Origin of the sequence: Pseudoalteromonas sp. Cn5-37 (assembly GCF_021532495.1) — a bacterium.
In the GTDB taxonomy this organism is placed as follows: Bacteria; Pseudomonadota; Gammaproteobacteria; order Enterobacterales; family Alteromonadaceae; genus Pseudoalteromonas; species Pseudoalteromonas simplex.
The window spans coordinates 276,946-301,525 of sequence record NZ_JAKGBA010000002.1; the positions used below are offsets into that span (position 1 = coordinate 276,946).

The 24,580-nt window shown below is 39.9% G+C and carries 20 protein-coding genes; 11 read left to right on the forward strand and 9 right to left on the reverse strand.

All coding sequences use genetic code 11. The features are described 5' to 3' along the window. Nucleotides 1-299 precede the first annotated feature (299 nt). Together L1266_RS22240 and L1266_RS06060 are read left to right on the forward strand one after the other, a co-directional pair. Nucleotides 300-5,630: a S8 family serine peptidase gene (locus L1266_RS22240; RefSeq protein WP_328259813.1), complete on the forward strand. Its 5,331-nt coding sequence runs from the start codon at nucleotides 300-302 to the stop codon at nucleotides 5,628-5,630. 318 nt (nucleotides 5,631-5,948) lie between these two features. Continuing rightward, nucleotides 5,949-6,791, forward strand: a complete 843-nt coding sequence (locus tag L1266_RS06060) for a MipA/OmpV family protein (protein WP_138599612.1) — start codon at nucleotides 5,949-5,951, stop codon at nucleotides 6,789-6,791. Here the strand turns inward: L1266_RS06060 and L1266_RS06065 are convergent. From L1266_RS06065 to L1266_RS06075, 3 genes are read right to left on the reverse strand one after another with little or no spacing between them, the layout of a single operon-like run. Further along, nucleotides 6,775-7,965, reverse strand: a complete 1,191-nt coding sequence (locus tag L1266_RS06065; protein WP_194441781.1) for an ATP-binding protein — start codon at nucleotides 7,963-7,965, stop codon at nucleotides 6,775-6,777. The genes L1266_RS06060 and L1266_RS06065 overlap by 17 nt on opposite strands. Continuing rightward, nucleotides 7,962-8,654 (reverse strand): response regulator transcription factor, encoded by a 693-nt coding sequence (locus L1266_RS06070; protein ID WP_138599614.1) that lies wholly within the window; start codon nucleotides 8,652-8,654, stop codon nucleotides 7,962-7,964. The genes L1266_RS06065 and L1266_RS06070 overlap by 4 nt, the downstream gene beginning before the upstream one ends. Then, nucleotides 8,651-9,046 carry a DUF3019 domain-containing protein gene (locus L1266_RS06075; protein ID WP_235377087.1) on the reverse strand — a complete coding sequence of 132 codons (396 nt, stop codon included), beginning with the start codon at nucleotides 9,044-9,046 and terminating at the stop codon, nucleotides 8,651-8,653. The genes L1266_RS06070 and L1266_RS06075 overlap by 4 nt, the downstream gene beginning before the upstream one ends. A 523-nt stretch (nucleotides 9,047-9,569) precedes the next feature. Between L1266_RS06075 and L1266_RS06080 the strand changes: the two genes are divergently transcribed. From L1266_RS06080 to L1266_RS06090, 3 genes are all read left to right on the forward strand, one after another. After that, nucleotides 9,570-10,271: a DUF3581 domain-containing protein gene (locus L1266_RS06080; protein WP_054551210.1), complete on the forward strand. Its 702-nt coding sequence runs from the start codon at nucleotides 9,570-9,572 to the stop codon at nucleotides 10,269-10,271. Between the two features lie 95 nt (nucleotides 10,272-10,366). Continuing rightward, nucleotides 10,367-11,608, forward strand: coding sequence for a DEAD/DEAH box helicase (locus tag L1266_RS06085; RefSeq protein ID WP_235377088.1), 1,242 nt, complete (start codon nucleotides 10,367-10,369; stop codon nucleotides 11,606-11,608). A 41-nt stretch (nucleotides 11,609-11,649) separates the two neighbouring features. Next, a complete protein-coding gene (locus tag L1266_RS06090) occupies nucleotides 11,650-12,618 on the forward strand; it encodes a sensor domain-containing diguanylate cyclase (RefSeq protein WP_235377089.1) in 969 nt (322 codons plus the stop codon). Here L1266_RS06090 and L1266_RS06095 read toward each other — a convergent pair. Continuing rightward, entirely contained in the window at nucleotides 12,615-13,571 is a 957-nt protein-coding gene (locus tag L1266_RS06095) for a methylenetetrahydrofolate reductase (protein WP_235377090.1), read from the reverse strand. The genes L1266_RS06090 and L1266_RS06095 overlap by 4 nt on opposite strands. Nucleotides 13,572-13,818: 247 nt before the next feature. Between L1266_RS06095 and L1266_RS06100 the strand changes: the two genes are divergently transcribed. After that, complete coding sequence (locus L1266_RS06100; protein ID WP_235377091.1) at nucleotides 13,819-16,704, forward strand: M16 family metallopeptidase; 2,886 nt, start codon at nucleotides 13,819-13,821, stop codon at nucleotides 16,702-16,704. Between the two features lie 35 nt (nucleotides 16,705-16,739). On the opposite strand, the gene L1266_RS06105 is transcribed toward L1266_RS06100, so the two are convergent. Further along, entirely contained in the window at nucleotides 16,740-17,681 is a 942-nt protein-coding gene (locus L1266_RS06105; RefSeq protein WP_138616336.1) for a sensor domain-containing diguanylate cyclase, read from the reverse strand. Between the two features lie 130 nt (nucleotides 17,682-17,811). Continuing rightward, the gene (locus tag L1266_RS06110; protein ID WP_138616334.1) at nucleotides 17,812-18,390 is read right to left on the reverse strand and encodes a TetR/AcrR family transcriptional regulator; all 579 of its coding nucleotides are present in this window, start codon (nucleotides 18,388-18,390) and stop codon (nucleotides 17,812-17,814) included. A 149-nt stretch (nucleotides 18,391-18,539) separates the two neighbouring features. On the opposite strand from L1266_RS06110, the gene L1266_RS06115 reads away from it, so the two are divergent. From L1266_RS06115 to L1266_RS06125, 3 genes are read left to right on the forward strand one after another with little or no spacing between them, the layout of a single operon-like run. After that, entirely contained in the window at nucleotides 18,540-19,439 is a 900-nt protein-coding gene (locus tag L1266_RS06115; RefSeq protein ID WP_235377092.1) for a haloalkane dehalogenase, read from the forward strand. Nucleotides 19,440-19,447: 8 nt separating this feature from the next. Further along, entirely contained in the window at nucleotides 19,448-20,047 is a 600-nt protein-coding gene (locus L1266_RS06120) for an NAD(P)H-dependent oxidoreductase (RefSeq protein WP_054551218.1), read from the forward strand. Between the two features lie 28 nt (nucleotides 20,048-20,075). Beyond that, nucleotides 20,076-20,516 (forward strand): PaaI family thioesterase, encoded by a 441-nt coding sequence (locus L1266_RS06125; protein WP_054551219.1) that lies wholly within the window; start codon nucleotides 20,076-20,078, stop codon nucleotides 20,514-20,516. 159 nt (nucleotides 20,517-20,675) lie between these two features. On the opposite strand, the gene L1266_RS06130 is transcribed toward L1266_RS06125, so the two are convergent. Both L1266_RS06130 and L1266_RS06135 read right to left on the reverse strand, forming a co-directional pair. Next, nucleotides 20,676-20,993 (reverse strand): helix-turn-helix transcriptional regulator, encoded by a 318-nt coding sequence (locus tag L1266_RS06130; RefSeq protein WP_209328679.1) that lies wholly within the window; start codon nucleotides 20,991-20,993, stop codon nucleotides 20,676-20,678. A gap of 3 nt (nucleotides 20,994-20,996) precedes the next feature. Continuing rightward, nucleotides 20,997-21,398, reverse strand: coding sequence for a hypothetical protein (locus L1266_RS06135; protein WP_235377093.1), 402 nt, complete (start codon nucleotides 21,396-21,398; stop codon nucleotides 20,997-20,999). Nucleotides 21,399-21,739: 341 nt separating this feature from the next. Between L1266_RS06135 and cysE the strand changes: the two genes are divergently transcribed. Then, entirely contained in the window at nucleotides 21,740-22,564 is an 825-nt protein-coding gene (gene cysE / locus L1266_RS06140; protein WP_138599624.1) for a serine O-acetyltransferase, read from the forward strand. 26 nt (nucleotides 22,565-22,590) lie between these two features. Continuing rightward, the gene (locus tag L1266_RS06145) at nucleotides 22,591-23,241 is read left to right on the forward strand and encodes a hypothetical protein (RefSeq protein WP_235377094.1); all 651 of its coding nucleotides are present in this window, start codon (nucleotides 22,591-22,593) and stop codon (nucleotides 23,239-23,241) included. Between the two features lie 2 nt (nucleotides 23,242-23,243). Here L1266_RS06145 and xseA read toward each other — a convergent pair whose 3' ends face one another. Continuing rightward, the gene (xseA, locus tag L1266_RS06150) at nucleotides 23,244-24,578 is read right to left on the reverse strand and encodes an exodeoxyribonuclease VII large subunit (protein ID WP_235377095.1); all 1,335 of its coding nucleotides are present in this window, start codon (nucleotides 24,576-24,578) and stop codon (nucleotides 23,244-23,246) included. Nucleotides 24,579-24,580: the final 2 nt, after the last annotated feature.

Sequence of the window (24,580 nt, forward strand, 5' to 3'; positions counted from 1 at the left end):
ATAAGAATTATGCAATTTACCACTGCATAATCATAATTAATTGATTAATAAATAAATTTTATCTTCATTTCTTACCTAAATAAAATATGCTACTTCTATTTTGTACTCAGAGATATTGTATATAGAAACGCTATATTAGCCCACCTTTGGTAACTTTAATGTTAACAGTGTGTACAAAACGCTACACGAATGTACGTCATTTTTGATTCTCCCTGTGGTTATATTGTTACTACAAGCGTTGAAATGGAAATTCAAAAAGCTTGAATAACTATTCAAACTAACTATCCAGGGGATACTTTATGAAAGTCAAAACACTTTCGATCGCTGTTGCTGCAGCTCTCTATAGTGCTAGTGCTGCACATGCAGTCGGTGTTGAGAACAATCAAGTTAAGCACCAATTAAAAGCACCAAATATTACATTTGAAGAAGTGAAAGCATTTTCCAAAGAGTTCGAGCAAGGTAACTCTTCAAGCATGCTACAAAACGATGGTTTAAATGTTCAATTAAATAGCCAAGCAAGCAAATTTAAAGAAGAAGGTCTGGGTGGCGAACATATTTATATTATTCGTTTACGTGATAACTCTGTTGCTCTTGAAGCTAGAGACTTAACTTCGTCTTTATCAAAATCTATGCAAGCTCAAGGTATTACCAAAGTTTTTGAAAAAGGTCAGGCTGCAATTTCAGCCGTTACAGAATATCAAAACAAGCTTTATTCGAAACAACGTGCTGTTATGCAAAACGTAACGGCAGTTACAGGGCGTACAGAGATGCGCCGTCAATTCACTAAAGCGCTAAATGGTTTCTCTGTAAAAATGACAGAGCAAGAGGCATTACAGGTCGCTTCGCTTGGCTCTGTTGTATCAGTAATGCGTTCTAAAAATTATGATTTACTTTCAGATGAAGGCCCTAAGCACATCGGTGCTGATCAAATTTGGGATGGAACAAGTGTTCCAAGTGGCATCAAAGGTAAAGGTGAAGGCCAAATCATAGGTATTATTGATACAGGTATTAACTCAGATCACCCGTCATTTGCAGCTGTGGGTGCTGATGGTTATGAGCATGAAAACCCATTTGGTGCGGGCGTTTATGTTGGTGACTGTGTTGAAGAGCCAGAAGAGATTCAATGTAATAACAAACTAATTGGTGTACGTTCTTACGATGTGATCACAGATGCGTTTGATGCCATGATCCCAGGCTGGCCGGCGATTGGTGAAGATTATCAAGGTCATGGTTCGCATGTTGCGTCAACTGCGGCAGGTAACGTAGTCAAAGACGTTCCATATATGCTACCTAGTTTTGGTGAAAATACTGATGGCAATATCTTGAAAGAGGGTTTATTCCCTGAAATCTCAGGTGTTGCACCGCATGCAAATATTATTTCTTATCAAGTATGTTACCCATCAAGTGAAGAATACGCAGGTTGTCCTGGTGAAGCGCTTGTAGCAGGTATTGAAGATGCAATTTCTGATGGGGTTGATGTAATCAACTTCTCAATTGGTGGAGCCGACTCAAACGTTTGGGCCGATCCAGTACAACTTGCATTTTTAGCAGCGCGTGAAGCGGGCATCAACGTTGCCGCGGCAGCAGGTAACAGCGGTCAGGGGTGTGGCGCAGCTGAATGTTTTGGCTATTTAGATAACTCGTCGCCGTGGCTTGCGCAAGTTGCAGCAACAACACATGGCCGTACTGTTGTCGTTGAAACTGCAGTTGAATATGCGGGCTTTGCTGATGAAACGATGGGTTCTGAAGTACCAAGTTGGTCAGATATGGGGTTAGTTGGCGGTGCCATTAATAGCGAAGAAATTACCGGCGTTGTTGTCTGGGCTAAAGACTATGAAGACGTCAATGGCTTTAAAGACTCTGATGGATACTGTACTGCCGATTATCCTGAAAATACGTTTAATTTCTACAAAGATGGGACAGAAATAGCTGGTGCGGCTGATGGCAGCACGAATGTTATTGTAATCTGTCAACGTCACTCAGCTACAGATACAGCTGCCAATGCCCGTACCGCAAAAGTAGATCATGTAAAAGCCGGTGGCGCTGATGGTTTCATTATGTTTAACCGTGACAGTGATCAAGCTACAGTACCTGAGGCTTACTCATTACCAGGCGTTCATTTTACCTATGATCAATGGAATGGTGTGTGGCCCGATGACGGTTTAGAAGATTGGGTTGATAGTACATCAGAGAAAGGTCATATGATCACTATTAAGCCAACAGTGATTGAGCGCCGTGTTGATGCTGAAGATGCTGATTGGTTAGCAACCTTCTCATCGCGTGGTCCATCTTATTCGAATGTTGAAGTACTAGCTCCAACACTTGCAGCTCCTGGTGTTGATATTTATGCGGCATACTCTGATGAGCATCCTTTTGTGGCACCACATGGTCAAGATTATGCAGCGATTAGCGGCACGTCTATGGCATCACCTCATGTTGCCGGTGCAATGGCATTACTGCGTCAGATTCATCCTGAGTGGAGTGCGGCCGAGATTCAATCTGCACTATCAATGACTGCCGAAAACGTAGTTAAGTACCATCGTTTAAACAGTGAAAATGATGTTGTTGCTGATGCTAAAATTTACCGTGCTGGTGCAGGTCGAATCAATGTTGCATTAGCAGCTGAAGCTGGTTTTGTTATGGACGAAACAGCCGACAACTTCTTAGCGGCTGATCCATATAATGGCGGTACACCTCACAAACTTAACTTACCAAATTTGGTTAACTTTTCTTGTGCACCAGAGTGTCAATGGGTTCGAACTATCAAAGCAACAGAAGATGGAACCTGGACTGTAAGCCATGAAGATGTTGAAAACTGGGCATTTGATGTTAATTCACAAACCGCTCAAAATGGTGTGAATATTGATATCTTCCCGAAAACTTTCTCACTGAAAAAAGGTGAAACGCAAACAATCATTGTTAAAGCATCAATCATGGATACCCAAGATTGGTTTAGTAACTCAGAAGTTGAGCTTCATACCAACCTTGTGTTCCAAGCTGAAGAAGCTGGTATCCCAGATGCACATTGGCCAGTAGCGTTTAAATATGATCGCGGTAATTTACCATCTTCATTAGAAATAACTGCTCATTCAAATGTAGGCACTTATGTTGCTAAAGGTATTGTATTACCGAGTGTTGAAGCACCTGTTGCACGCGCATATGAGCCGGTTAAAGCAGATATCACTACAGTAACTTTGCCAAAAGATGATGAGCGTACTTTCCCGTGGGCCATGAATCGAACAGAAGAAGTTGATGCTAGTGATATTCTAGATGAAGCAACATTTACTAAGTTTGTTACTGTGCCTGCGAACGCAAAACGTTTTATTGCTGAAAGCGTAGGTGTTGAATCCGAGTTAGAAGGTACTTTAAAAGTCGGTAATGCTATCGTCTATGTAGGTAAAGATTATAACGGTGATGGTATTGTTCAGCCGCAAGACGAGATCTTATGTGTATCTAACCATATCATTTACAATAACTTCTGTAATATTAACAACCCAGAAGAAGGTGAATACTGGGTTGTAATTTACAACTCAAATGAATCATCGGTTGGTGCGTTAGAAGAAACCTTTAAACTTGCCACAGCCGTTGTGTCTGACCAAGAGGCGTCAGGAATGACAGCCAACCTTCCTAGCAGTGATGGCCAAAACACTGTTGAAATGACTGTTAATTGGGATATGGAATTTGATTCAGACAGCGTTTACTACTCTTTGCTTGATGTGGGCACATCGGCCGTAAATCATGGCAACCTAGGCTCTATTCCATTTAAGCTTAACCGTGGCAATGATGTTGCTCACCTTGATGCGCCATATACAGGTGCAAAAGTGGGCGATATGGTGCCTTACACATTTGAAGTATTAGCGAATAACTCAGGTATAGATCGTGAGTTCTCACTAGAACTTGATATTCCTGCTGGTCTTGATATCAAAGCAGAAAATGTAATGGTTTCAACAGCATCTGAAATCAACGTTGAAATTGCTGACGGTAAAGTGATTGTAACGGGCACACAAGCGGATACCCGAGATGTAGAGCCAGATTACATCGTCACTGATAACATCACTGATGAAATGTGTCGTACACCTGATTTTGGTAACTCAAACCCAGGCGGTTATGTTGACTTATCTGAGTTTGGCATTATGCCTATGCTTTCAGGCTTCGATGAAAGTAATCTATATAATTCACGAAGTGGTTATTCGTTACCAATAGCAAGCTTTTACAATGGTGCATTTGACACATTCAGTCTGTATAACAATGCTGATAATACAAATATCCAAAACTCGATAATTCAAATTCGTGGTATGGGGACAGTGAATACAGGCGGTAGTCGTTACTTCTTCCCAGTGCATAATCCGTTTCCTTATGAAACATTCCCTTATGAGAATATGGGTCCATTATGGCGTGGTTGGGAGTTTGCAGAGAGCGGCTTATTACGTTCAGTAATGTCAGTGGGTTTATCGTCTAACGAAGGGATCTCACTTGCAAGTACAACAACAGGTTGGGGTATTATTGAGTGGGATAACGCGTCAGATTACGACAACCCTGTTTATGATCGTGAAACGGGTCAATATACTTACACTAAACGTGATAACTCATTTGACTTCCAAGTGCTGTTTAATGCCAATACGCGCTTTGGTAAAGGCGAGCATGAAATTTACTATGCATACGATAATTTAGATTTTGGTACTACTCGTCCTGCTGGAAGTATCGGTTTACAAGGTTTCCGCGGTGCACAATATCAATACGGTCCTCTTGAAAGCTATCGCGGTATTCAGATTGCTTATAACAACTTAGATGAAGTAATCAGCGATGGATACGTAGTATGTATGGACTATGTTGGTCCAGAGTCATCACAATTTGAAGTCACCGCATGGGCCGAAGTTATGCCAACCGCTACAGGTCAAACACTTGAAGTTGCAGCTAAAGCAGCAATCTCGGGTCTGAATGACATGACTTCAACTGCAACACTGGCGATCCCTGGTAACATCACAGTGATTGCACTTGATGATATGGTGACAACTGAGGAAACACCGATTAGCTTCGACGTTCATCACATTGATGAAAAGAACTCGAAGAATGAAATCTCGGTAATTTCTGATGATGTAAGCTACGAAGTTGATGGCGATACAGTAACTATTACACCAAATGAAAACTTCTCTGGTGAGACAGAAGTAACTGTAATGGTGTCTGATATTGAATACCCATCAGACGCAGCAAGCACAACCTTTATGTTAACAGTCGAGGCAGTAAACGACGCACCTGTTGTGGTTGTTGAAGCAAGTTCTCAGCAAGTCACTGAAGGTAGCGTTATTACCCTAGATGCCTCAGCATCTCATGATTTAGATAACGATGAGTTAACTTTCTCATGGCAAGGCCCAGGTACTATCGCAAGTCCAACATCAGCAATCACTGAAGTATCAGGTCTAACGGCTGGTGAGCATCAGTTTACTGTATTGGTAAGTGATGGAATAGAAGCGATGGAACTAGGAGTTGCTGTGACAGTAACGGCTGAAGAAACAACGGTCGTTCCTGAAGAAGAAGCGCAATCAAGCTCTGGCTCAAGCGGCTCTTTAGCATGGATAACAGTGTTATTAGCTGGTTTTGCCGGTCTTCGTCGTCGTATGAAACGAGACTAAACACTCCCTAAGTGTGTTATGTAGCAAAAGGGCCTTCGGGCCCTTTTTTTGTCATTGAGTGAATTAAATAATGGAATTTAATAACTAAAACTGAAAACCTATGTAGCAAAATGTACAAGCTATTTAATATTTCTTTCAGTATGTTAGTTTGACGATAGTAGATAAAATAAGTCATTTTACTGCGTTGTGTGGCAAAAAAATTATACAAAAATGTATGCAAACGCTATGATCGCCCCAGCACAGAAAGGGCTAAAAGAGTTTTAGTTTATTAAGTTAGTATAGTAGTCGTTTATTACGGCATTAAGGTGAGTTACGTTAATGAAAAGGTTGTTTGGTTCAATGTGTTGCTTAGCTGCATCAACTGCATTTGCGCAGGATGATGTTAAGCAGCCGCAATTGATTAAAAAGTCTACTTTTCATGCAAGCGTTACGCTAGGCTACGGTGGTATTGAGAACCCAGTACTTGATGCCGATGATGTTATTTCGCCAATTCTGCCAAGCTTGGCTTATTATGGTGATAGCTGGTATTTCGATGATTTTTCTATTGGTTACAGCTTATTTGAATCTGAGAAATTTTATATTGATTTACTGGGGCGCTTTAATGATGATGGCTTTTTCTTTGAGTTAGATGGGGTAGATAAACTCTACGCGACAGGTGTGGTACGTTCTAGTTCAGGTCGACCTACAATTCCAAGTGCTTCACCAATTAACTTAACACCGATAGAGCGCAACCTTTCTTATATGGCTGGCTTTTCATCAGCTTTAAATATTTATGACGACATTTGGTTGAGTGCGGCATACGTGCACGATATAACCAATGTTCATAATGGCTATGAAATCTTATTCAATGGCTACCAAGCATTTACATTGTTTTCCGGTATTGCTGGCATTGAGGCTGGTATAAACTACAAAAATGAAGAGTTAATTGACTATTACTACACGGTTAGCCCCACTGAGAGCAAAACTCGCTTATTAAGTTATAATTTAGAAAGTGCCACCAATTACTATTTAAAAGTAAGCTACGAGTATCCGATCAGTGATAATTTTAGTGTTGATTTCAAACTAAAGCACACTTGGCTTGATAGCAATTTAGCTAACTCACATATGATTAATAAAAATGGCTATTTCTCAGGTTTTACTGGCATTACATACCATTTTTAGGCCAACTGATTGAGATTTGAGCGCCGCCCGTTTCGAGGTTATTGGCTAAACCAATTTTACCGCCATGCCAGCTAGCAATACGATGCACGATATAAAGTCCTAATCCATAACCACTCGCCAATTTATCTCCTTCACCTTGTTTGAATGGTTCAATTAACGCATCAGCATTTATAGGCAACCCTGGTCCATCATCTGTGACGCTTATCAAGTAATTACCTGCTTTCTCTTCAGTGCTTATATAAATAGTGTGTTTTGCGTATTTTGTGGCGTTGATCAGTAAGTTTTGTACCGCGATTGCCATAAAGCTTGTTTCGCAAAAAGCAGCGTCAACCTCAAGAGTTGGAATAAATTTGAGTTCTTTGTATAAATCAAATTTAGCTATTTCCGTGTTGATCAGTTTAGTTAAGTTAACTTTCTCCTGGTTAAACACACTTTGTTGATGCTCTAAACGAGCAAACGATAAATATTGTTCTAAGCGCAATTCAATCTCATCGATATCACGCTCTATTTGGCTACTTTCTAACGAATCTAGTTCTGCGATTGATAACGCAAATCGCATACGCGAGAGTGGGGTACGAATTTCATGAGAAATAATGCGGGATAAATCGCTATGAAGCTGCACAAATTTGTTGATACGCTCTGACATATCAGTAAAGGTGTTTGCAAGCGGTGCAATGGATGAATTTGGCTTTATATCGAGCTCTATTCGTTGCGGTTTTTTGCTGAAGCGGTAGGCTGCACGTTGCAATAAGCTCAAATCACGAAACACTGGGCGTATAAACAATAAAATCATCACACCAAGCAAAAAATAAAAGGCGAAAAAAGCAAACCAGTCAGTTTTTGCGTGTGAAATCAGGTTAATGGGGCCAACTTTTTGAATGCTACCATTACTGCCCTTGAGATATATAAATTGCTGATTATGCTCAGTGACACTGATAATACCGTCTTGATTAAACGTGTTGAGCAAAGAATCAGGCAATGCAATTTCACTTATGCTTAGGCTACTGATCCGCGAGTCTTTTTGCTCTGCTATTTGTGTAAGTTCAGCAACACTAATTTGTATACTCGGCACATGCTTAGAAAAAAACTCATTATAAAGCTGACCAAACGCAAGAACTAAAGCAATTAAGCTTACTGTGATAATCAGGTAAAGCTTAAAAAATTGCTGCTTCATAGTTTTGAAATATCCAAACTGTAGCCTTTGCCTCGCACCGATTTAATATCCAACGAATTTTTGTGGCTGCTTATCGTATCTTTGAGTTTTTTACGTAATCGGCTCACTTTTAAATCTATAGCGCGGTCTAGTCCGTCATACTCACGGCCAATGACATGTTTAAACAGCACTTCGCGAGAGACTGGCTGCGGCATATTCTTCGCTAGATAGGCGATAATATCAAATTCACTCTCGTTTAGGTTCAGAGCAGTATTATGAAAGTAGATATCACGCTTTTTACTGTCTATGCGTAAACAGTCGCTGTGATCTGAAAAGCTATCTTGGTTTACAGTGTGGGCGATGATTGTTTTAATTTTCGCTAATAATAGCTCAGGTTTAATGGGCTTTATTAAGTAGTCGTAAGCACCTAAGTTTAGGCCTTTAATTTGTGATTGCACTGAGTCTAAAGCTGTTAAAAAAATAACAGGACAGGTGTATTTTTCTTTTAGTTGTGAAATTAATTCAAAACCATTGCCATCAGGTAACATCACATCACAGATAATCAATGAGGGAATAAAGGTAATTTCACTACTACGGTAATCTTCAGCTGTATTAAATACATCAATGGTATAGCCGTGTTTTAATAAAAATGTTTGAATTAAATTGGCTAGTTTCACATCATCTTCAATTAAAAAAATATGCTGCATCATAAACTCCAGCCAAAGCGCCGCTTTATACGGTAATCTTTGGCTTCATAGCTAACTATTGAGAGACGCTGCTGTTTAACAACGTTGCTGCTCAAAGGGTTAATTAACTTAACGGTAAGAGGGTATTCTGTTTTGATTAAAAACTGTTTGGCTATTAATCCTGTTTGCGTGTAGCACTGAGTGTAATGAGGGCGTTGGGTTACTTCTAAACAAAGTTCTTCATAAGGAGCAACTCGAAAATGAACTTGCACATTAAACTCGCAGGCTTTTTGTTTTGCTTCTGTCACACAGACTGTTGGTGAAACTTTAAAAAAGACCTGTTCAGCTTTATCTTCAGCTTTAGAGTAACAGCAAAAACAAAAAAGCAGAGCCGCCCAGCTTAATCGGTTTATCATTTAACCAAGTCCCTGAGCGATTGGTCGTCTAAATTTCAAAGCAATATTTACCATTAAAAACAGATGAAACCATTCAAAATCATAGTGAGTATTCATTTATTTACCGCTTATTATCATTATTATTTATGCAGTCTATATGAGTTATTATCATGATAAAAAAGCGCGCTTATCATACCTCATTTATTTCATTAGCTACAAATTGCCTTACATTAAAGCTTGTGTTTCAGAGTTTTTTGTAGTGCCTCGTTCAGATCTTTATTAGCTTGTTGTTTTAAAAGATAAAGTGAATTTATATTTGTTTTTATGTAATAATTTTTCACTATATAAATGTGCTGTTAGTTTTTACTATTCACGCTTATTTGTTAATTGTTTCGTACAAATTGATACAATTTGGTGCGCGCTCTGAAAGTAATTAGTCTTTCACAAAGTTAATATAGAAAATGATACTCAACAGATTCGACCTCTGTTTGCTTTTTTTCTGATAGTATAGATAGGTTATAAGTAGTTTAAGCAGTGAACAAATATGTTAAGTCCTTATTATCAGCAGCATGCTGATTACGTTTCTATCTCACGCGAGCAAGGCTGTCGCTTTGCTAAGTTAGTGGCGGATGATTTCAATCCGTTACACGATAAAGATGCTAAAAAGTTTTGTGTGCCGGGCGATTTACTTTTTTCGCTGGTTTTAAACCGCTATGGTATTAGTGAAAAAATGGAGTTCACTTTTGCCGGTATGGTTGATGAAAATTCAAAGCTGACTTTTCCTGAAGGTGCTGATGAGTTTGCTATCACCGATGGCGAAAAAGTGATGCTAAAAGTAAAGCGTGAAGGGGCTGTTAGCCAATGTCCTGAGTTAACAAATAGCTTAATAAAAAACTATGTTGAGTTTTCTGGTACTACCTTCCCACATGTCATCATTCCATTAATGGGCAAGCAAGATGTGATGATCAACCCAGCCCGCCCAATGGTGATTTACGAATCAATGTTGATTAACCTTGACCGCCTTGATATTAGTGCACCTGAATTAGAGTTTGCTGAGCCTGATTTTGAGTTTACTGGCAAACGCGGAAAAATTACGCTTCGCTTCAACCTGTTAGAAAATGGCGAAAAAGTAGGGTCGGGTGAAAAGCACATGCTTGTATCTGGCATTCGTGATTATTGCCAAACAACGGTTGATGACCTAATTAGTTTTTATAATCACCGTAAAGAGTCACTTAAACCGGCGTAATCTTTACAATTACGACAAAGAGCGCTTATTGCGCCTTTTTTGTTGCTGATGTTCCGCGTACAATAGCGTTTTTATAGCTAAATATACTTCAGACTATGTCAGTAGCGACCTTTTCAGAGTTAAATCTTGCACCTGCATTGCTAACAGCCTTGCAAGAAGAGAATTATCACACACCCACAGCAATTCAAGCGCAAACCATCCCACTTATTTTAGCGGGTGCAGATGTAATGGGCAGCGCACAAACTGGTACGGGTAAAACTGCAGCCTTTGTTTTACCACTACTGCACAATTTGTTATCTGCTGAAGTACTCCCTGATGCTGTTAAAGTCCTAATTTTAACGCCAACCCGAGAGCTCGCACAGCAAGTCTTTGCAAGTGTAGAGCGTTATGCTGCGCATACTGAAATAAAAGCGGCACTGGCTTATGGCGGCGCTAGTATTGGACCACAAATTAAAGCCATAAAAGGGGCGCAGGTTGTTGTTGCAACTCCGGGGCGTTTACTTGATCATGTGATCAAAGGCAGTATTAAACTTTCTAGTATTAATGCCTTGGTATTTGATGAAGCTGATCGCATGCTTGATATGGGGTTTATTGACGAGATAAAACGTATCTTGCGTCATGTGCCGAAAGAACGCCAAACCTTACTTTTTTCAGCCACATTTGATGACAGTATCTTTAAGCTTAGTAAGCAGTTACTAGATGATCCTAAACTAGTTGAAGTGAATAAACGCAACTCGGCAGCGGTTGAAGTTGAGCAGCTAGTTTATGCGGTTGATGAAGACCGTAAACGTGAGCTGGTGTCACACATGATTGGCATGAAAAATTGGCAGCAAGTACTGATATTTACCCGAACTAAACAAACTGCTGATGTGCTTGCTAAAGAAATGTCTAAAGATGGCTTAAAAACCGAATCAATTCATGGTGATAAAAGCCAAGGGGCGCGAGATAAAGCATTACAAAACTTTAAATCTGGTGTAACTCGGGTATTAGTCGCGACTGATGTGGCCGCTCGCGGCCTTGATATTGCCTCTTTAAAATATGTCATTAACTATGAGCTACCTTATGTGGCTGAAGATTATGTGCATCGAATAGGTCGTACAGGTCGTGCTGGCGAAAAAGGGTTAGCGTTGTCGCTAGTTAGCATTGATGAACAATGGTTATTAGATGAAATAGACATTTTGCTGGGCACCAGACTTACTCCTCAGTGGTTACCGGGGTATGAGCCAGATTTAACGAAAGAGCCTAAAAATATAAGAAAAAACACTAATAAAGCTCGTCGCTCGCGAGATAAAAAGCGTATTTTGGGTCAAAAAAGTATGAGACACCGTAAAAAGTGACGTATATTTATACTATCCACTGACTAAAATAAGTGTGTAGTATGTTAGAAGTTAATAAATGGTCATTTTGTCAGCCTGACAACCAGTTTTCTTTGCAAAAATGGCAAAAAACAGTCGATTTAATGACCGAGTTATTCTCAGCGCCTGCAGGCTTTATTGTTCATAAGACAGATGAAGCATACCGCATAATTGTTTCTAGCGAACAACGAGAAAACCCTTACCATGCTGGAATCGAGTTAGCCATTGACGACAATATCTTTTGCAAAAAGGTATTAAAAGATATGGCTCCTTTATACATTCCACAAGTTAGTCTAGATAATCAATGGGATGATTGTCCACTTACTGTCGATGGCGTTGAATCCTATTTAGGTGTGCCTATAACTTGGCCGAGCGGGGAACCGTTTGGTACTTTTTGTGTAATGGATTTTAAGAAAACTGATTATCAGCATAGTCTTTTAGAACTCATCGAACAGCTTAGGGATATGGTGGAAGATGATTTAGCTCTACTTGATAATTTCACCCAAATGCGTGAAATTGCGATGCTAGACCCCCTCACAAATATTTATAATCGCCGCGCACTCAATTTACTTTGCCAACATAAATTAAATCTTGCCGCCCGGTTGGGCTTTAATATCTGTTGTTTGTTTATCGATATAGATAACTTTAAACCACTCAATGATAAGCATGGTCACGAAGTAGGAGATAAAGCACTGATATGTCTGGCTGATACATTGAAGCAATATCTACGAGAGGCTGATATTATTGGCCGCTTAGGAGGAGATGAATTTATTGCGGTTCTGCAAGTGAAAAGTAACGACTGTATCGAAGCGATTAGCTACAAACTTAATGAAGCGTTTAAAGAAAACCTTAAACATATGGCAATACCTGAACTTAATTTGAGTATAGGCTCAGGTATTGTAGCTCAACCTAAAGAAACATTTGCTGAGCTATTAAAGCGGGCTGATGAAGATATGTATGAGAAAAAGCAAGCCTCTAAACTTACCCGCTAAGCTATTTGCTTTTCAGCTAGGTTTAATTCCATGGTTGCTTTAAGTAAACGGTAAAGGTTAATTGACGCATCAATTTCTTCTTTACGGTTAGTTAAGCTCTCAATATTTAAACCTAGCGGTACATCTAAATGCGCACAGCTTTGTAAAATTAAATCGAGATTCTCACGGCAAATACGCACTGATTCACTCAATGTATTTGCAGAATCTAACATGCGGTACTTAGTTGCTTCTGGTACTGAAATTCCTAACCACTCCATAAAGTCTAAGGTTTTTTCACCCCCACAAGGGGTAAACGTTAGAATAATGCGTTTTGGTGCTGTGCCTTGTGTTTTACAACTACGGGCGTAGCTAGTGATTAAATCAATCGTCGCTTGCGCATTATAAACCGCTTGCGAGATGAAAAACTTACAACCTTGTGCTGTTTTTTCAACTAAGCGCTCATGTTCATTGCGTTTGCTAGCGTGACGTTCGGCAATGGTAACGCCACCTAAAAACACATCACTGCTTTGCTTTACAAGCGTTTTATATGCATCAGGAAGGCTTAGTTTGATATCGCCATGAGATGATGGACTACCCACTAACACTAAGTTTTTTAATTCGAAGTCGTTACGTGTTTCGTTTAGCCATTCGGTAAACTCAGCTTCACCTCGTTGCGCTACGCTTTTGTATGTGATCACATCTAGTTGTGACAAGCTGCGCAGTAATTGACTGTATTCACGTGGATCCACTGTTTCTTTAAATGGGAAAGGACGAGGCTTTGCAATGCGGCTACTTTCATCTTGAATGTCGTAAATAATCACACCATCGTATTCAATTTCGTGTAAACGACCAAGTAGCTTTTGGGCAATGGTTTCAAGCTGTGCTTTATCAGTCCCTGACTTTGGAGGTGTGGTACCGATCAGGTAGACGCCTTGGTTGGTGTCTTCAATTTTCTCTTGTAATGATAAAGCCATAATCCTCATTCCAGCTCGTGCTAATGTTTATGACAAATAATATAGCAGCCATTTAGACGTCTAGATAGATTTTTTTCATGAAAGTTTTTCAATGACTATGAATTTTACTCAAGTTTAAAGCTGAGCGTTTAGTTAAATTGACACACCTGTTTACATAAATTATTGCGCTGACCCTCATATTTTCTGGCGCTTTGATGCATAATCAAGCAGCAATGATTATGAGAAAAATAACTAACAAGGGAACATTATGAAATTTAGATTATTAGCAACCAGTGTTGCTGTAACACTGGCGCTGAGTGGCTGCGCAAGTAACTCACAGTCAACTATGGTTAAAGAAGTCGAAATTGAGCAGCGAGTCAGCCAAGGTGATAACCGTGTATTTAGCCAAGATTACCTATTAGAAGAGCTTGAAAACGGCCTTCGCGTGATGGTCGTTAAAACGGATTACCCAGATGTTGTGTCACTGCAAATTCCGGTATCGGTTGGTTCACGTAATGAAGTTGAAGCAGGTAAAACCGGTTTTGCCCACTTCTTTGAGCATATGATGTTTAAAGGCTCTGAAAAATTCCCGCAAGATGTGTATTCAGATATTTTAAAGAACTCGGGTGTTGATAATCGCGCGTATACGACCAACGATTACACGAACTATCACTTAAACTTCTCAAAAGAGCACTTAGATAAAGTACTTGAAATCGAAGCTGATATTTTCCAAAATCTGACATACAGCGAAGAGCAGTTCCGCACCGAAGCGCTGACTGTAAAAGGTGAGTATTTAAAGAATAATGCTAGCCCAATTCGTAAGTTACTTTCTGCAGTTCGTAACGAAGCATTCGAAAAGCATACGTATAAGCACACTACAATGGGCTTTTTCGAAGACATTGAAGCAATGCCTGATCAAATGGCGTACGGTAAAGAGTTTTTCGCTAAATTTTATAAACCAGAATATGTATCTTTAGTCATTGTTGGTGATGTTGATCCACAAGAAACCATGGCGATGGTGAAAAAGCATTGGGGTAACTGGAAAAAAGGCGATTACCAAGCAGACATTCCTGTTGAGCCAAAGCAAAAAACAGCAAAATATGTACATGAGAAAAATGATGGTTTACCAGGCCACTGGTTGCTTGTGTCATACAAAGGCACGGCATGGGATCCTACTCAAAAGGACCGTGCCGCTCTTGATTTGATCTCACAGCTGTATTTCTCTAATAATTCGGCACTTTATCAAGAACTTGTTGTTGATAAACAAATTGCCAGCCAAATGTTTACCTATAACCCAGATACTAAAGATCCAGGTTTATTACATGTTTTTGTAAAAGTAGAGAACGAAGCGGACCTTGCTAAAGCCCGTGATGCGATTAACCGTACCTATGCACAAGCGCGTACTGAGCTTGTTGATGCACAAAAGTTAGCTGATTTAAAATCAAACCTAAAATATAGCTTTATTAATGGTCTTGATTCATCGCAGTCAATTGCGTCAACGCTTGCAAGCTACATGCATTTTGAACGCGACCCTGAGGTTATTAACCAACTGTACGCAACTGCTGATAGCATCACGCCTGAGGATATCAAAACGGTAGCAAACAAGTACTTTGTTGATTCAAGCCGTACCACGGTGACAATGTCGGCGCTTGATAAAGTGGCTGGTTTTGAGCAAGAAGTTGATTTAAATGCGGCAGTTGCCAGTATTGAGCAAGCCCCAACAGAGCGTCACTTTAAAGTACTTGATAAAACAAATAGCTCACCATTGGTTGATGTGAACTGGTTATTCAATACCGGTGCAGCGGCTGATCCCCAAGGCAAAAAAGGCTTAGCGGCATTAACAGCTGCAATGCTAGCGCAAGGTGGCTCAGAAACGATGAGCTACAAAGATATTCAAAAAGCGCTATATCCACTAGCGGGAAGCTTTGGCTATCAAATCGATAAAGAGATGATTTCTTTACGTGGTCGTGTACACAAAGACAATGCAGCTAAGTGGTATGCACTTGTTAGCGACCAGATGTTAAACCCAGGCTTTAGAGAAGATGACTTCAAGCGCTTGAAAAAAGAGCTTATTGATAGCATTAAAGCAGGCCTTAAAGCATCTAATGACGAAGAGCTAGGCAAAGAGGTGCTATATCATCAGCTTTATAAAGGCCATCCGTATGAAAGCTATAACTATGGTGATTTATCAGACCTTGAAGCACTGACACTTGACGATGTAAAAGCGTTTTATGCTAACCAGTTTACTCAATCTAAATTAACAGTGGGTCTAATTGGTGCGATTCCGAGTGATGTTAAATCGACTATGCTGAAAGATTTAACATCGCTTCCGCAAGGTAAAGAAAGCCGCTTAATGATCCCTGATGCGCCAGAACTTAAAGGTCATCATGCAACGATTGTTGAAAAATCAGCGCAATCTACCGCAGTGTCATTTGGTTTCCCAATCGATACAATTCGTAGCAGTGATGACTGGACCGCACTTTGGTTAGTGCGCTCTTACTTTGGTGAACACCGCAGCTCAAACAGCTTCTTGTATCAGCGCATTCGTCAAACCCGTGGTATGAACTATGGTGACTATGCATACATTGAGTATTTCCCACGTGGTATGTTCCAAACTAAACCTGATGCTAACTTAGGTCGTTCAGAGCAAATTTTCCAAGTGTGGTTGCGTCCGCTTCGCTCTAATAACGATGCCCACTTCGCTACGCGAACGGCATTATTTGAGCTTGATAAGCTAATTAAAAATGGCATCAGCAAAGAAGATTTTGAAGCGACTCGTAACTTCTTAATTAACTTTGTGCCACAAATGGTTGCCAGCCAAGATCGCCAATTAGGTTATGCCCTTGATAGTGAGTTCTATAACACTGAGAGCTTTGTTGACTATGTGCGTGGCAAGCTTGAAAAGCTAACCCTTGATGATGTTAACCGTGTTATTCGCGATAACCTGCAAACAGAGAATATCCACTATGTGTTTATTACTGGTGATGGCAAAGACATGCAAAAACGTCTAGCCTCAGAGCAAACATCACCTATGGTGTATAACGCTGAAAAACCAGCAGAACTTGTTGCTGAAGATAAAGTAATTGCAGACTATAAGCTCGCAATACCAGCAAAAAATATTAAAGTACTTGATGTCGAAAAAGTATTTCAGTAATAACTGGATAAACAAGCTCTAATCAATGCCCCTAATTAGGGGCATTTTTCTAGGTTTAATGGCTCGATGTTATCAGCAACCACAAGTTGATTTCGCCCTGCTTCTTTTGCTTGATAAAGCGCGCTATCAGCCATTTCAATGAGTAACATGGCATCACTATCGCTACTAGGGTAAATAGTAGCTAAACCAATACTAACCGTTAATGGATGACCTGTAAGTTCAGCTAATTGTAATTTACTGATCATATCTATTAAGCGTGTTACTAGACTTTGTGCTTGCTTACTTTGTGTATTACCAAGCACCAGTACAAACTCTTCACCACCGTATCTGGCGCACAAGTCACCGGGCCTGCGAGTAAATTCAGGCAGTAGTTTTGCAACTTCTTTTAGACAGCTATCACCTACTAAGTGACCAAATTTATCATTTAGCGTTTTAAAATTATCAAGGTCAATCATAGCTAACGAAACAGGTAAATTTAATCTCGAGCAACGACTCCATTCTTGTAAAATAAAACTATCAAAAAATCGTCTATTAGCTATTTGTGTTAGGCCATCAATTCTAGCAAGTTGTTGGACTTGTTGTTCAGCAAGCTTTCTTTCGGTGATATTTAAGTGACTTATAACGATAAAACGCTGATTATCATAAAAAAGAGAAGCTGCTCGCATTAAAAACCAGCGCTTTTCCATGTCGCTATGGCATGGATATTCAAGATAGAACTCTTCGCACTGATGGTTAATTACTTGTTTTATTCCATTAAAGGCTTTTGCTCCAAACTCATCGTTTTGGCAAGCCGCTGACCTACAAATTGCGAGGTAATTTTGTTGTTGCCATTGCTCATTGCACGCACAGTTATTTTGTTCGCCAAATGTTTGCCAGCTGCGATTTACAAATTTGATATCGCCTTCGGCGTTGATGACAACAATATGCTCAGGGAGAGTATCGAGTATTAACCTTAAAAATTCCTTTGACTCAAGCACACCAATTCCTGCTTTACACTTTTCTAAAGAGTAGCAATAAATTATTAGATTGCATGGTTAAAAGTAAAAAAGAGTGTGATTGAATAAATTTTACAGATGATAACTTACGAAGATATATGTGTAGTTTAATTTATTCATGCTCATCAGTGAGTAAGTTAAGTATAACTTCAGTCATTATTTTTGAGATTGAATCAATGCGTTCGGGCATAGCTTGTGCGGTGATTGAGTAACCTTCTACAAATGGGATAAATATAGATACAGCTCTAGAAACGTTTGAGTCTGAGTGAGAAATAGGTCGCAATTTATCAGCTAAGATCAATGCCATTTCTTCGTAGTAAAATTTTATATGTTGATTGATAACTTCATTTCGTGTCGATATAGCCCAATACTCCCTAAATATTCTGCACATTTGGGTTAATTTCAAACCATGACTTAGAAAGCTCTCTAGCAGCGAATGGAGCTCATTGCTTGGGTTCTCTAGGTTGCTTATTGGATCCATTTGTCTCATATCGTCAAGACATGATTTGAAATAGCGATCTGCCATCGCCTTTAAAAGCTCATCTTTATTTTTGAAATAATATTGAACATTGCTCAAAGTCATACCAGCTTCGTTGGCAACTTTTCTCATTGTCACGCCATAATCACCTTCGTGTCTAAGAATATGCAAAGCCGTATCTATTATTAAATCTGTTTTGGCATTTTTCTTCATTAAAATCTCAAAGTATTTCTGCTTAGTAATCAAACCTTATCATTTTACGAGTACTCAACAGTTAAATTCAATGTTGACATTGTAGGTCATCTGACCTAAATTTTAAATAGGTCACTTGACCTAATTGTTTTTATTGTTGAGGAATAGGCATGATAAATAGTAAACGCACACCACAAAGTAGCTTTGATAATATTAAAGATTATCCTTTTAAAGCTAATTACTTTAGTGACTTGAATGGATATGAAGGCTTGAGGGGTCACTACCTTGATGAAGGTAATCCTGACTCTGAAGAAATTTTTTTATGTCTGCATGGTGAGCCTGCTTGGAGTTACCTTTACAGAAAAATGATCCCTGAATTTGTTAACGTCGGAGGCAGGGTGATAGCCCCAGATCTTTTTGGCTTTGGTAAGTCAGATAAACCAATTGATGAGAAAGTTTATACGTTTGAGTTTCATCGTAACTACTTAATCGAACTTATTAAGAGGTTAGATTTAAATAATATTACTTTGGTTTGCCAAGATTGGGGAGGGCTTTTGGGTCTTACATTGCCTCAAGATATGCCAGAGCGTTTTAAAAGATTAATCATCATGAATACAGGGTTGCTGGTTGAGCCTGTGAGCAGTCCTGAATTCTTAAAATGGCATGACGATATCGTTCTGCCAAATGAATTAAATCTCGCTAGTTTTTTCAAAAAGTATGCGCCAACAATTGACAGCGATGAAGCGAGTGCATATGCATCTCCATATCCAGATGCAAGTTATCAAGCTGGCGTCAAAAAGTTCCCTAAAATTGTTGCTGCGCCAGATCCTCAGTGCGTAAAAATTTCAACTCGAGCATTTCAATTTTGGAAAAGTGAGTGGCAAGGCGAATCATTCATGGCAATAGGTATGAAAGACAAAATGTTAGGACCTACAGTTATGAATTTTATGCAAAGCGTAATCAAAAATTGCCCTGAACCTCTAGAAATAAATAATGCAGGGCATTTTGTGCAGGAATTTGGAGACACCGTTGCTGTTGCAGCACTTAAACATTTTAAATTAATAAAGTAAGGATCTTTATGAAAATCTTACACTTAGTATTTCACCCCGATCTCAACGCATCACGAGTCAATAATACTTGGAAGAAGCAATTAGAGCAGTCAGGTAAAGTAGCAACAAGTAGAGATATGTATTTGGAATATCCTGACTTTAAAATCGATATCGAAAAAGAACAAGCGTTGTTGTTGTCTCATGACAGAATCGTGATTCAATTTCCTATCTATTGGTGGTCAATGACTCCTCTTCTTAAGAAGTGGCTTGATGATGTTTTACAATATCAATTTGCATATGGAAGTAAAGGAGACAAGCTTAAAGGCAAAGACTTACAAATAATTTGCTCTGCTGGAGGACAAGCAAAAAATTACAATGGCTTTCATATGTTCGCTACTGTACCTGAGGTTTTAAAACCATTTCAGCTTACAGCCAACTTAGCCAAAATGAATTATTCTCAGCCATTGTACATGTTTAATGCAGATGCTTGTGGTGAAGACGAGGTTGTTAAGTATGGGCAAAAATGGGTAGAGGTCATTGATGACCCTCGGCGCGCCGATGGGCTTGAATACGCAAACGCAAAAATACATGAAGAACTAATAGATGTATATGCGCAACTAGGCCTTTAAAATCTTAAAGAAGTAGGGGAGTGGTTAGTTGAAAACGCTAGATTTTTTATCTGAACATATCGGTATTTCTTTCCAGCAAAGTGATAGCTATGGCGATTGGCTAGGTTTTGAAATTGATTCAGTCAAAAAGGAAGAAAATAAAGTTATTACATCATTATTAATTAGACGTGATCATGTCTCACCAACAGGGGCTGTTCATGGTGGTGTTGTCTCTGGGTTTCTCGATTCAAGCTTAGGCTGTGCGATGGTAACGATTATGGATAAAGGCCAAATGTGCAGTACTGTTGAGCTTAACGTAAAGTTTTTTAAACCACTTTCTCCAGGAGATAAAATTATTGCCGAGTCAGAAGTGATCCATAAGGGAAGAACCTTATGTACGGTTATTGCGAATGTTTATAAATCTGATGCGCCAGATATACCTGTTGCGTTAGCTACTGCAACCTTTAATCGCTATCAATTAAAGCAGTAACATGAATACAGCCCAGCCGTGATGTAGCTGGGCTCTATATTGACCTATTATCAACTAAAGTAGTGAGCTAACTTTAACAGCTAGCGCAAAGAGTATGGTTGTTATTACAAAGCCGATAAGTGTAGTGTGGCCGCGTTGTTCTTTGGTCATCTTTCACTCCTAAAAAATAACTAATACTGTTGCCATACCAAGGGCAAAACTGACAAACGAAGAAGCCGCTACGATTGCAGCGAGATTTTGCTTACTCACTGCATGTGTTGTGGTTGGTTCAGATACTTCGTCATCGAGCTTAATGAGCTCACCTTGGCGTACTTCAAACACTGCACATAGACTCATGGTAGTTTCTTTTGATGCCGCGCCTTCTTTTTCAACTCGTTGAATGGTACGTAAGCTTACATCACAGGCATCGGCCAATTGCTGCTGCGTCCAATCGAATTTAAGTCTAAGTGCTTTTATTGTATTAGGGTTCAGCTGCATTACTTACTTCCCAAGAAATGGTTCAATAAAAGTAACAACTGCATAACCCGATATTGCGCCACCAATAAAACAGCCTAAGGTAACCAAAGCTACTTGTTTTGGATTATCAGTAAGTGAGGTTTGTGTGCTCTGTTTAACTAATTTGTCAGCTTTATAAAACGAACATTCAAGCTTGCCGGTAAGTATATTTTGCATCTCGAATTTGACTGCATAAGTATTACCTTGGTAGCTAAAGTCATGATGACTTTTAAAACCGAAGCTGCGTTTTTCACTTACCAATTCGTCGTTTACATATACTTTTTCTTTACCGCTCATGATGTGACCAAAGCATGCGATTTGGTTGTCACCATCTTGAAAGTAAAATTTATAACCTAGCTTGTGTGAGTTTAGTACGTCGTTTTTCATCATCGTTTCCTTGTTAAGTTGATGATGTAAATTTAATGATTATTTTTGTTTTTTACGCCGTCAGCGATATGTCAGTGCCTATTTTGGCATATGACAGACAAGATGTCATATCTGTCTTGTTATTGAAAAATAAGCACTTTAATTAATTTGCTCGGCTAGAGTTAGAATTTGCTACTGTCATATGCGGTTGGCAAAAAAGCACAGTAAAAAGAGTAAAAATAGGTGTTGTTACTCTGGTTATTAGATATAACCAGAACAAATAAACAACGGGTTAGTACATCTTGCTACAAATCCGTTAAACTTAAGGCTTAGCAGTTAGGTACAACCAGAAAGGCAATATTATGCGTCATGAAATTTGGCAAAAGCTTCGAGAAGAAGCAAACGAAGTCGTTTCCCGTGAACCGCTTTTAGCAAGTCACGTTTATTCGTGTGTGTTAAATCATGAATGCCTAGGTTCGGCGCTCAGCTTTATTGTGGCAAATAAGCTTGCTGATGCAGTAGTATCGGCGTTTACTATCCGCGAATTATTTGACCAAGCCTTTGTTAAATGTGATCTAATGCTGACGCATGTGGCTCATGACATAAAAGCAGTTAAAGATCGTGACCCTGCGGCCGATAGTTACTTAACTGTAATTCTGAATCTTAAAGGCTTCCATGCAATACAAGCACACCGACTCGCAAATTGTTTATGGCAACAAAACCGCAAAGAGCTTGCTCGCTTCATTCAGAGCAGAACCTCAGAAGTATTTGGCGTTGACATCCATCCTGCTTGTAAAGTTGGTCATGGTATTATGTTTGACCATGCAACTGGGATTGTAATTGGTGAAACAGCAGTTATTGAAGATAACGTCTCTATTTTACAGTCTGTAACCTTAGGTGGTACAGGTAATGAGCAAGGTGACCGCCATCCGAAAATTCGCGCAGGTGTATTGATTGGTGCGGGTGCTAAAGTACTGGGTAACATCGAAGTAGGAGAGGGGGCACGTATTGGTGCAAACTCTGTCGTGTTAAGTGCGGTTCCAGCGCACACAACTGTGGTTGGTGTGCCAGCTAAAGTGGTTGGCAAACCGAGCTGTCCCTGTCCTGCCGAAAGCATGAACCAAAACTTTTTAGACGATAGTACCACTACCGCTAGTAATGCCTCCCACACCAGTGCTATGTTGTAGTTTTACACTTTAAAAGAGCAATGGAATTGTCTAAATTATCCTTCGGATTAGCTGTTGCAGCGTCATTTATTTGTGGCGCTGTCACTATGTCACTTTTTCAATCAGACCCACAACAACAGCCGCAAACTTATCAGCAACAATTTGTTGAAGAACGCATAGCTCAAGCACCAGAGCAGCAAGCCACTGCTGTAGCGCCTGTTATTAACAAACAAGTCGCTGAAGTGAATTCAGATAGTTCAGCAGCTGTTAGCAAAACTGAGCTTGAGCAGCAAGTTGCAGAGTTAAAGTTACAAGTCGAAAACCAACAAGCGGTGATTGCCAGTTACCGTTCAAGTGCGATACCTCCACAGCAAATCGACTCACACCTAGATGAACTTTATACCTTGTTAGAAGAGCAATCTCGGGATGAGGCTTGGGCCTACCAAGTTGAAACAGCCATGAGCGATTTTTTAATCATGGCAGATTTACCAGTGCAACCACAGCTGAGTGTCTCAACATGCAAAAGCTCTGTGTGTCAGTTTAAGCTATTGCAACCTGAGGGGAGTGATGACTTGCCAAGTCATTATTGGCGTAACATGACCGATAAGATGATGGAACAAAGCTGGTGGAAGCAATTTAAATTTACCTCCACCACCTCAAGTGACGATAGTCTAACCATTATTGCAAGCACGGAGTAATTTTATACAACTTTTGATTGCAGTTGACCATCAGCAAGCTCGGTAGTTATAAGCTCACCAGAGCTTACATCGTTAACTGATTTTACAACGCCACCTTGCTGATTTTTAGTAATGCTGTAACCACGCGCTAACACACTAAGCGGACTCACAGAATCTAAACGGTTCGCTTGTAAAGAAAGCTGGTTTCGAGAACTTGAAAGTTGCTGTTGCATCGCCTGTGTAAGCCTTGCATGTAATTGCGCCAGTTGATGCTCGCTTTTCGCTAACTGCTTTTCGGGTGAGCGTTGCATTAAGCGTGGTGTTAAGTTAGCAAGTACTCGCTCATATCGCTGGATTTTACTACTCATCGCGCCATGTAAGGCCAAACTAAGCTCATCTAACTTTTGCGCTTGTTGATTGAGTTGATTACGCGGATGGCATAGCTGCAAGCGATGCTCAAATTGAGTGGCAGTACTGCGTTTTACAGCTAAAGCGTGTTTAAAGGCATGATTTAAGTGCCTAACTAACTGCGTAACTTTGTTATATAGCTCTTCGGTATTTGGACTAACTAGCTCTGCGGCTGCAGAAGGTGTTGCGGCGCGAATATCGGCAACATAATCACTAATTGTGGTATCGACCTCGTGACCAACGGCGCTAACAATAGGTAAGCGACTTTCAAAAATAGCGCGAGCTAATTGCTCATGGTTAAAACACCACAAATCTTCGAGTGAGCCACCACCGCGACCTAATATAAGCACATCTACTTCGTTGCGTTGATTGGCGATGTTTATTTTTTCTATTAATTGACTGTGTGCATCTGCACCTTGCACCATCGCTGGGTAAATCACGACTTCAAGCTGCGGAGCACGGCGTTTAAGTACCGTTAGAATATCGCGTATAGCCGCACCTGTGGCTGAGGTGATCACCCCAACGCGATTAATATTGGTTGGTAATGGTTTTTTGTGGGCTGAGCTAAATAGGCCTTCGGCAGCTAAACGCATTTTAAGCGCATCGAATTCTTGTTTTAATAAGCCTTCACCTGCAGGGGCCATATGCTCAACAATCAGCTGATAATCACCACGAGGTTCATATAAAGATACGCGGGCACGCACGGTTACTTGTGCACCATTGCTTGGGCGAAAAGTTTGGCCGCGATTATTGCCGCGCCACATTGCTGCTTTTACCTGTGCTCGGTCGTCTTTTAACGTAAAGTACCAGTGTCCAGATGCAGGGGCTATAAAGTTAGAAATTTCACCATTTAAGATAAGCGATGAGAAGCCTTGCTCTAGAACATGGCGAATTTCCTTATTTAGGCGCGAGACCGTGTAAACAGGCTGTGTTGAGTGCGTAAAAGCCATTA

Coding starts and splice junctions, on each gene's coding strand:
- L1266_RS22240 (WP_328259813.1), top strand. CDS start 300: ATGAAAGTCAAAACACTTTCGATCGCTGTTGCTGCAGCTCTCTATAGT.
- L1266_RS06060 (WP_138599612.1), top strand. CDS start 5,949: ATGAAAAGGTTGTTTGGTTCAATGTGTTGCTTAGCTGCATCAACTGCA.
- L1266_RS06065 (WP_194441781.1), bottom strand. CDS start 7,965: ATGAAGCAGCAATTTTTTAAGCTTTACCTGATTATCACAGTAAGCTTA.
- L1266_RS06070 (WP_138599614.1), bottom strand. CDS start 8,654: ATGATGCAGCATATTTTTTTAATTGAAGATGATGTGAAACTAGCCAAT.
- L1266_RS06075 (WP_235377087.1), bottom strand. CDS start 9,046: ATGATAAACCGATTAAGCTGGGCGGCTCTGCTTTTTTGTTTTTGCTGT.
- L1266_RS06080 (WP_054551210.1), top strand. CDS start 9,570: ATGTTAAGTCCTTATTATCAGCAGCATGCTGATTACGTTTCTATCTCA.
- L1266_RS06085 (WP_235377088.1), top strand. CDS start 10,367: ATGTCAGTAGCGACCTTTTCAGAGTTAAATCTTGCACCTGCATTGCTA.
- L1266_RS06090 (WP_235377089.1), top strand. CDS start 11,650: ATGTTAGAAGTTAATAAATGGTCATTTTGTCAGCCTGACAACCAGTTT.
- L1266_RS06095 (WP_235377090.1), bottom strand. CDS start 13,571: ATGGCTTTATCATTACAAGAGAAAATTGAAGACACCAACCAAGGCGTC.
- L1266_RS06100 (WP_235377091.1), top strand. CDS start 13,819: ATGAAATTTAGATTATTAGCAACCAGTGTTGCTGTAACACTGGCGCTG.
- L1266_RS06110 (WP_138616334.1), bottom strand. CDS start 18,390: ATGAAGAAAAATGCCAAAACAGATTTAATAATAGATACGGCTTTGCAT.
- L1266_RS06115 (WP_235377092.1), top strand. CDS start 18,540: ATGATAAATAGTAAACGCACACCACAAAGTAGCTTTGATAATATTAAA.
- L1266_RS06120 (WP_054551218.1), top strand. CDS start 19,448: ATGAAAATCTTACACTTAGTATTTCACCCCGATCTCAACGCATCACGA.
- L1266_RS06130 (WP_209328679.1), bottom strand. CDS start 20,993: ATGCAGCTGAACCCTAATACAATAAAAGCACTTAGACTTAAATTCGAT.
- L1266_RS06135 (WP_235377093.1), bottom strand. CDS start 21,398: ATGAAAAACGACGTACTAAACTCACACAAGCTAGGTTATAAATTTTAC.
- cysE (WP_138599624.1), top strand. CDS start 21,740: ATGCGTCATGAAATTTGGCAAAAGCTTCGAGAAGAAGCAAACGAAGTC.
- xseA (WP_235377095.1), bottom strand. CDS start 24,578: ATGGCTTTTACGCACTCAACACAGCCTGTTTACACGGTCTCGCGCCTA.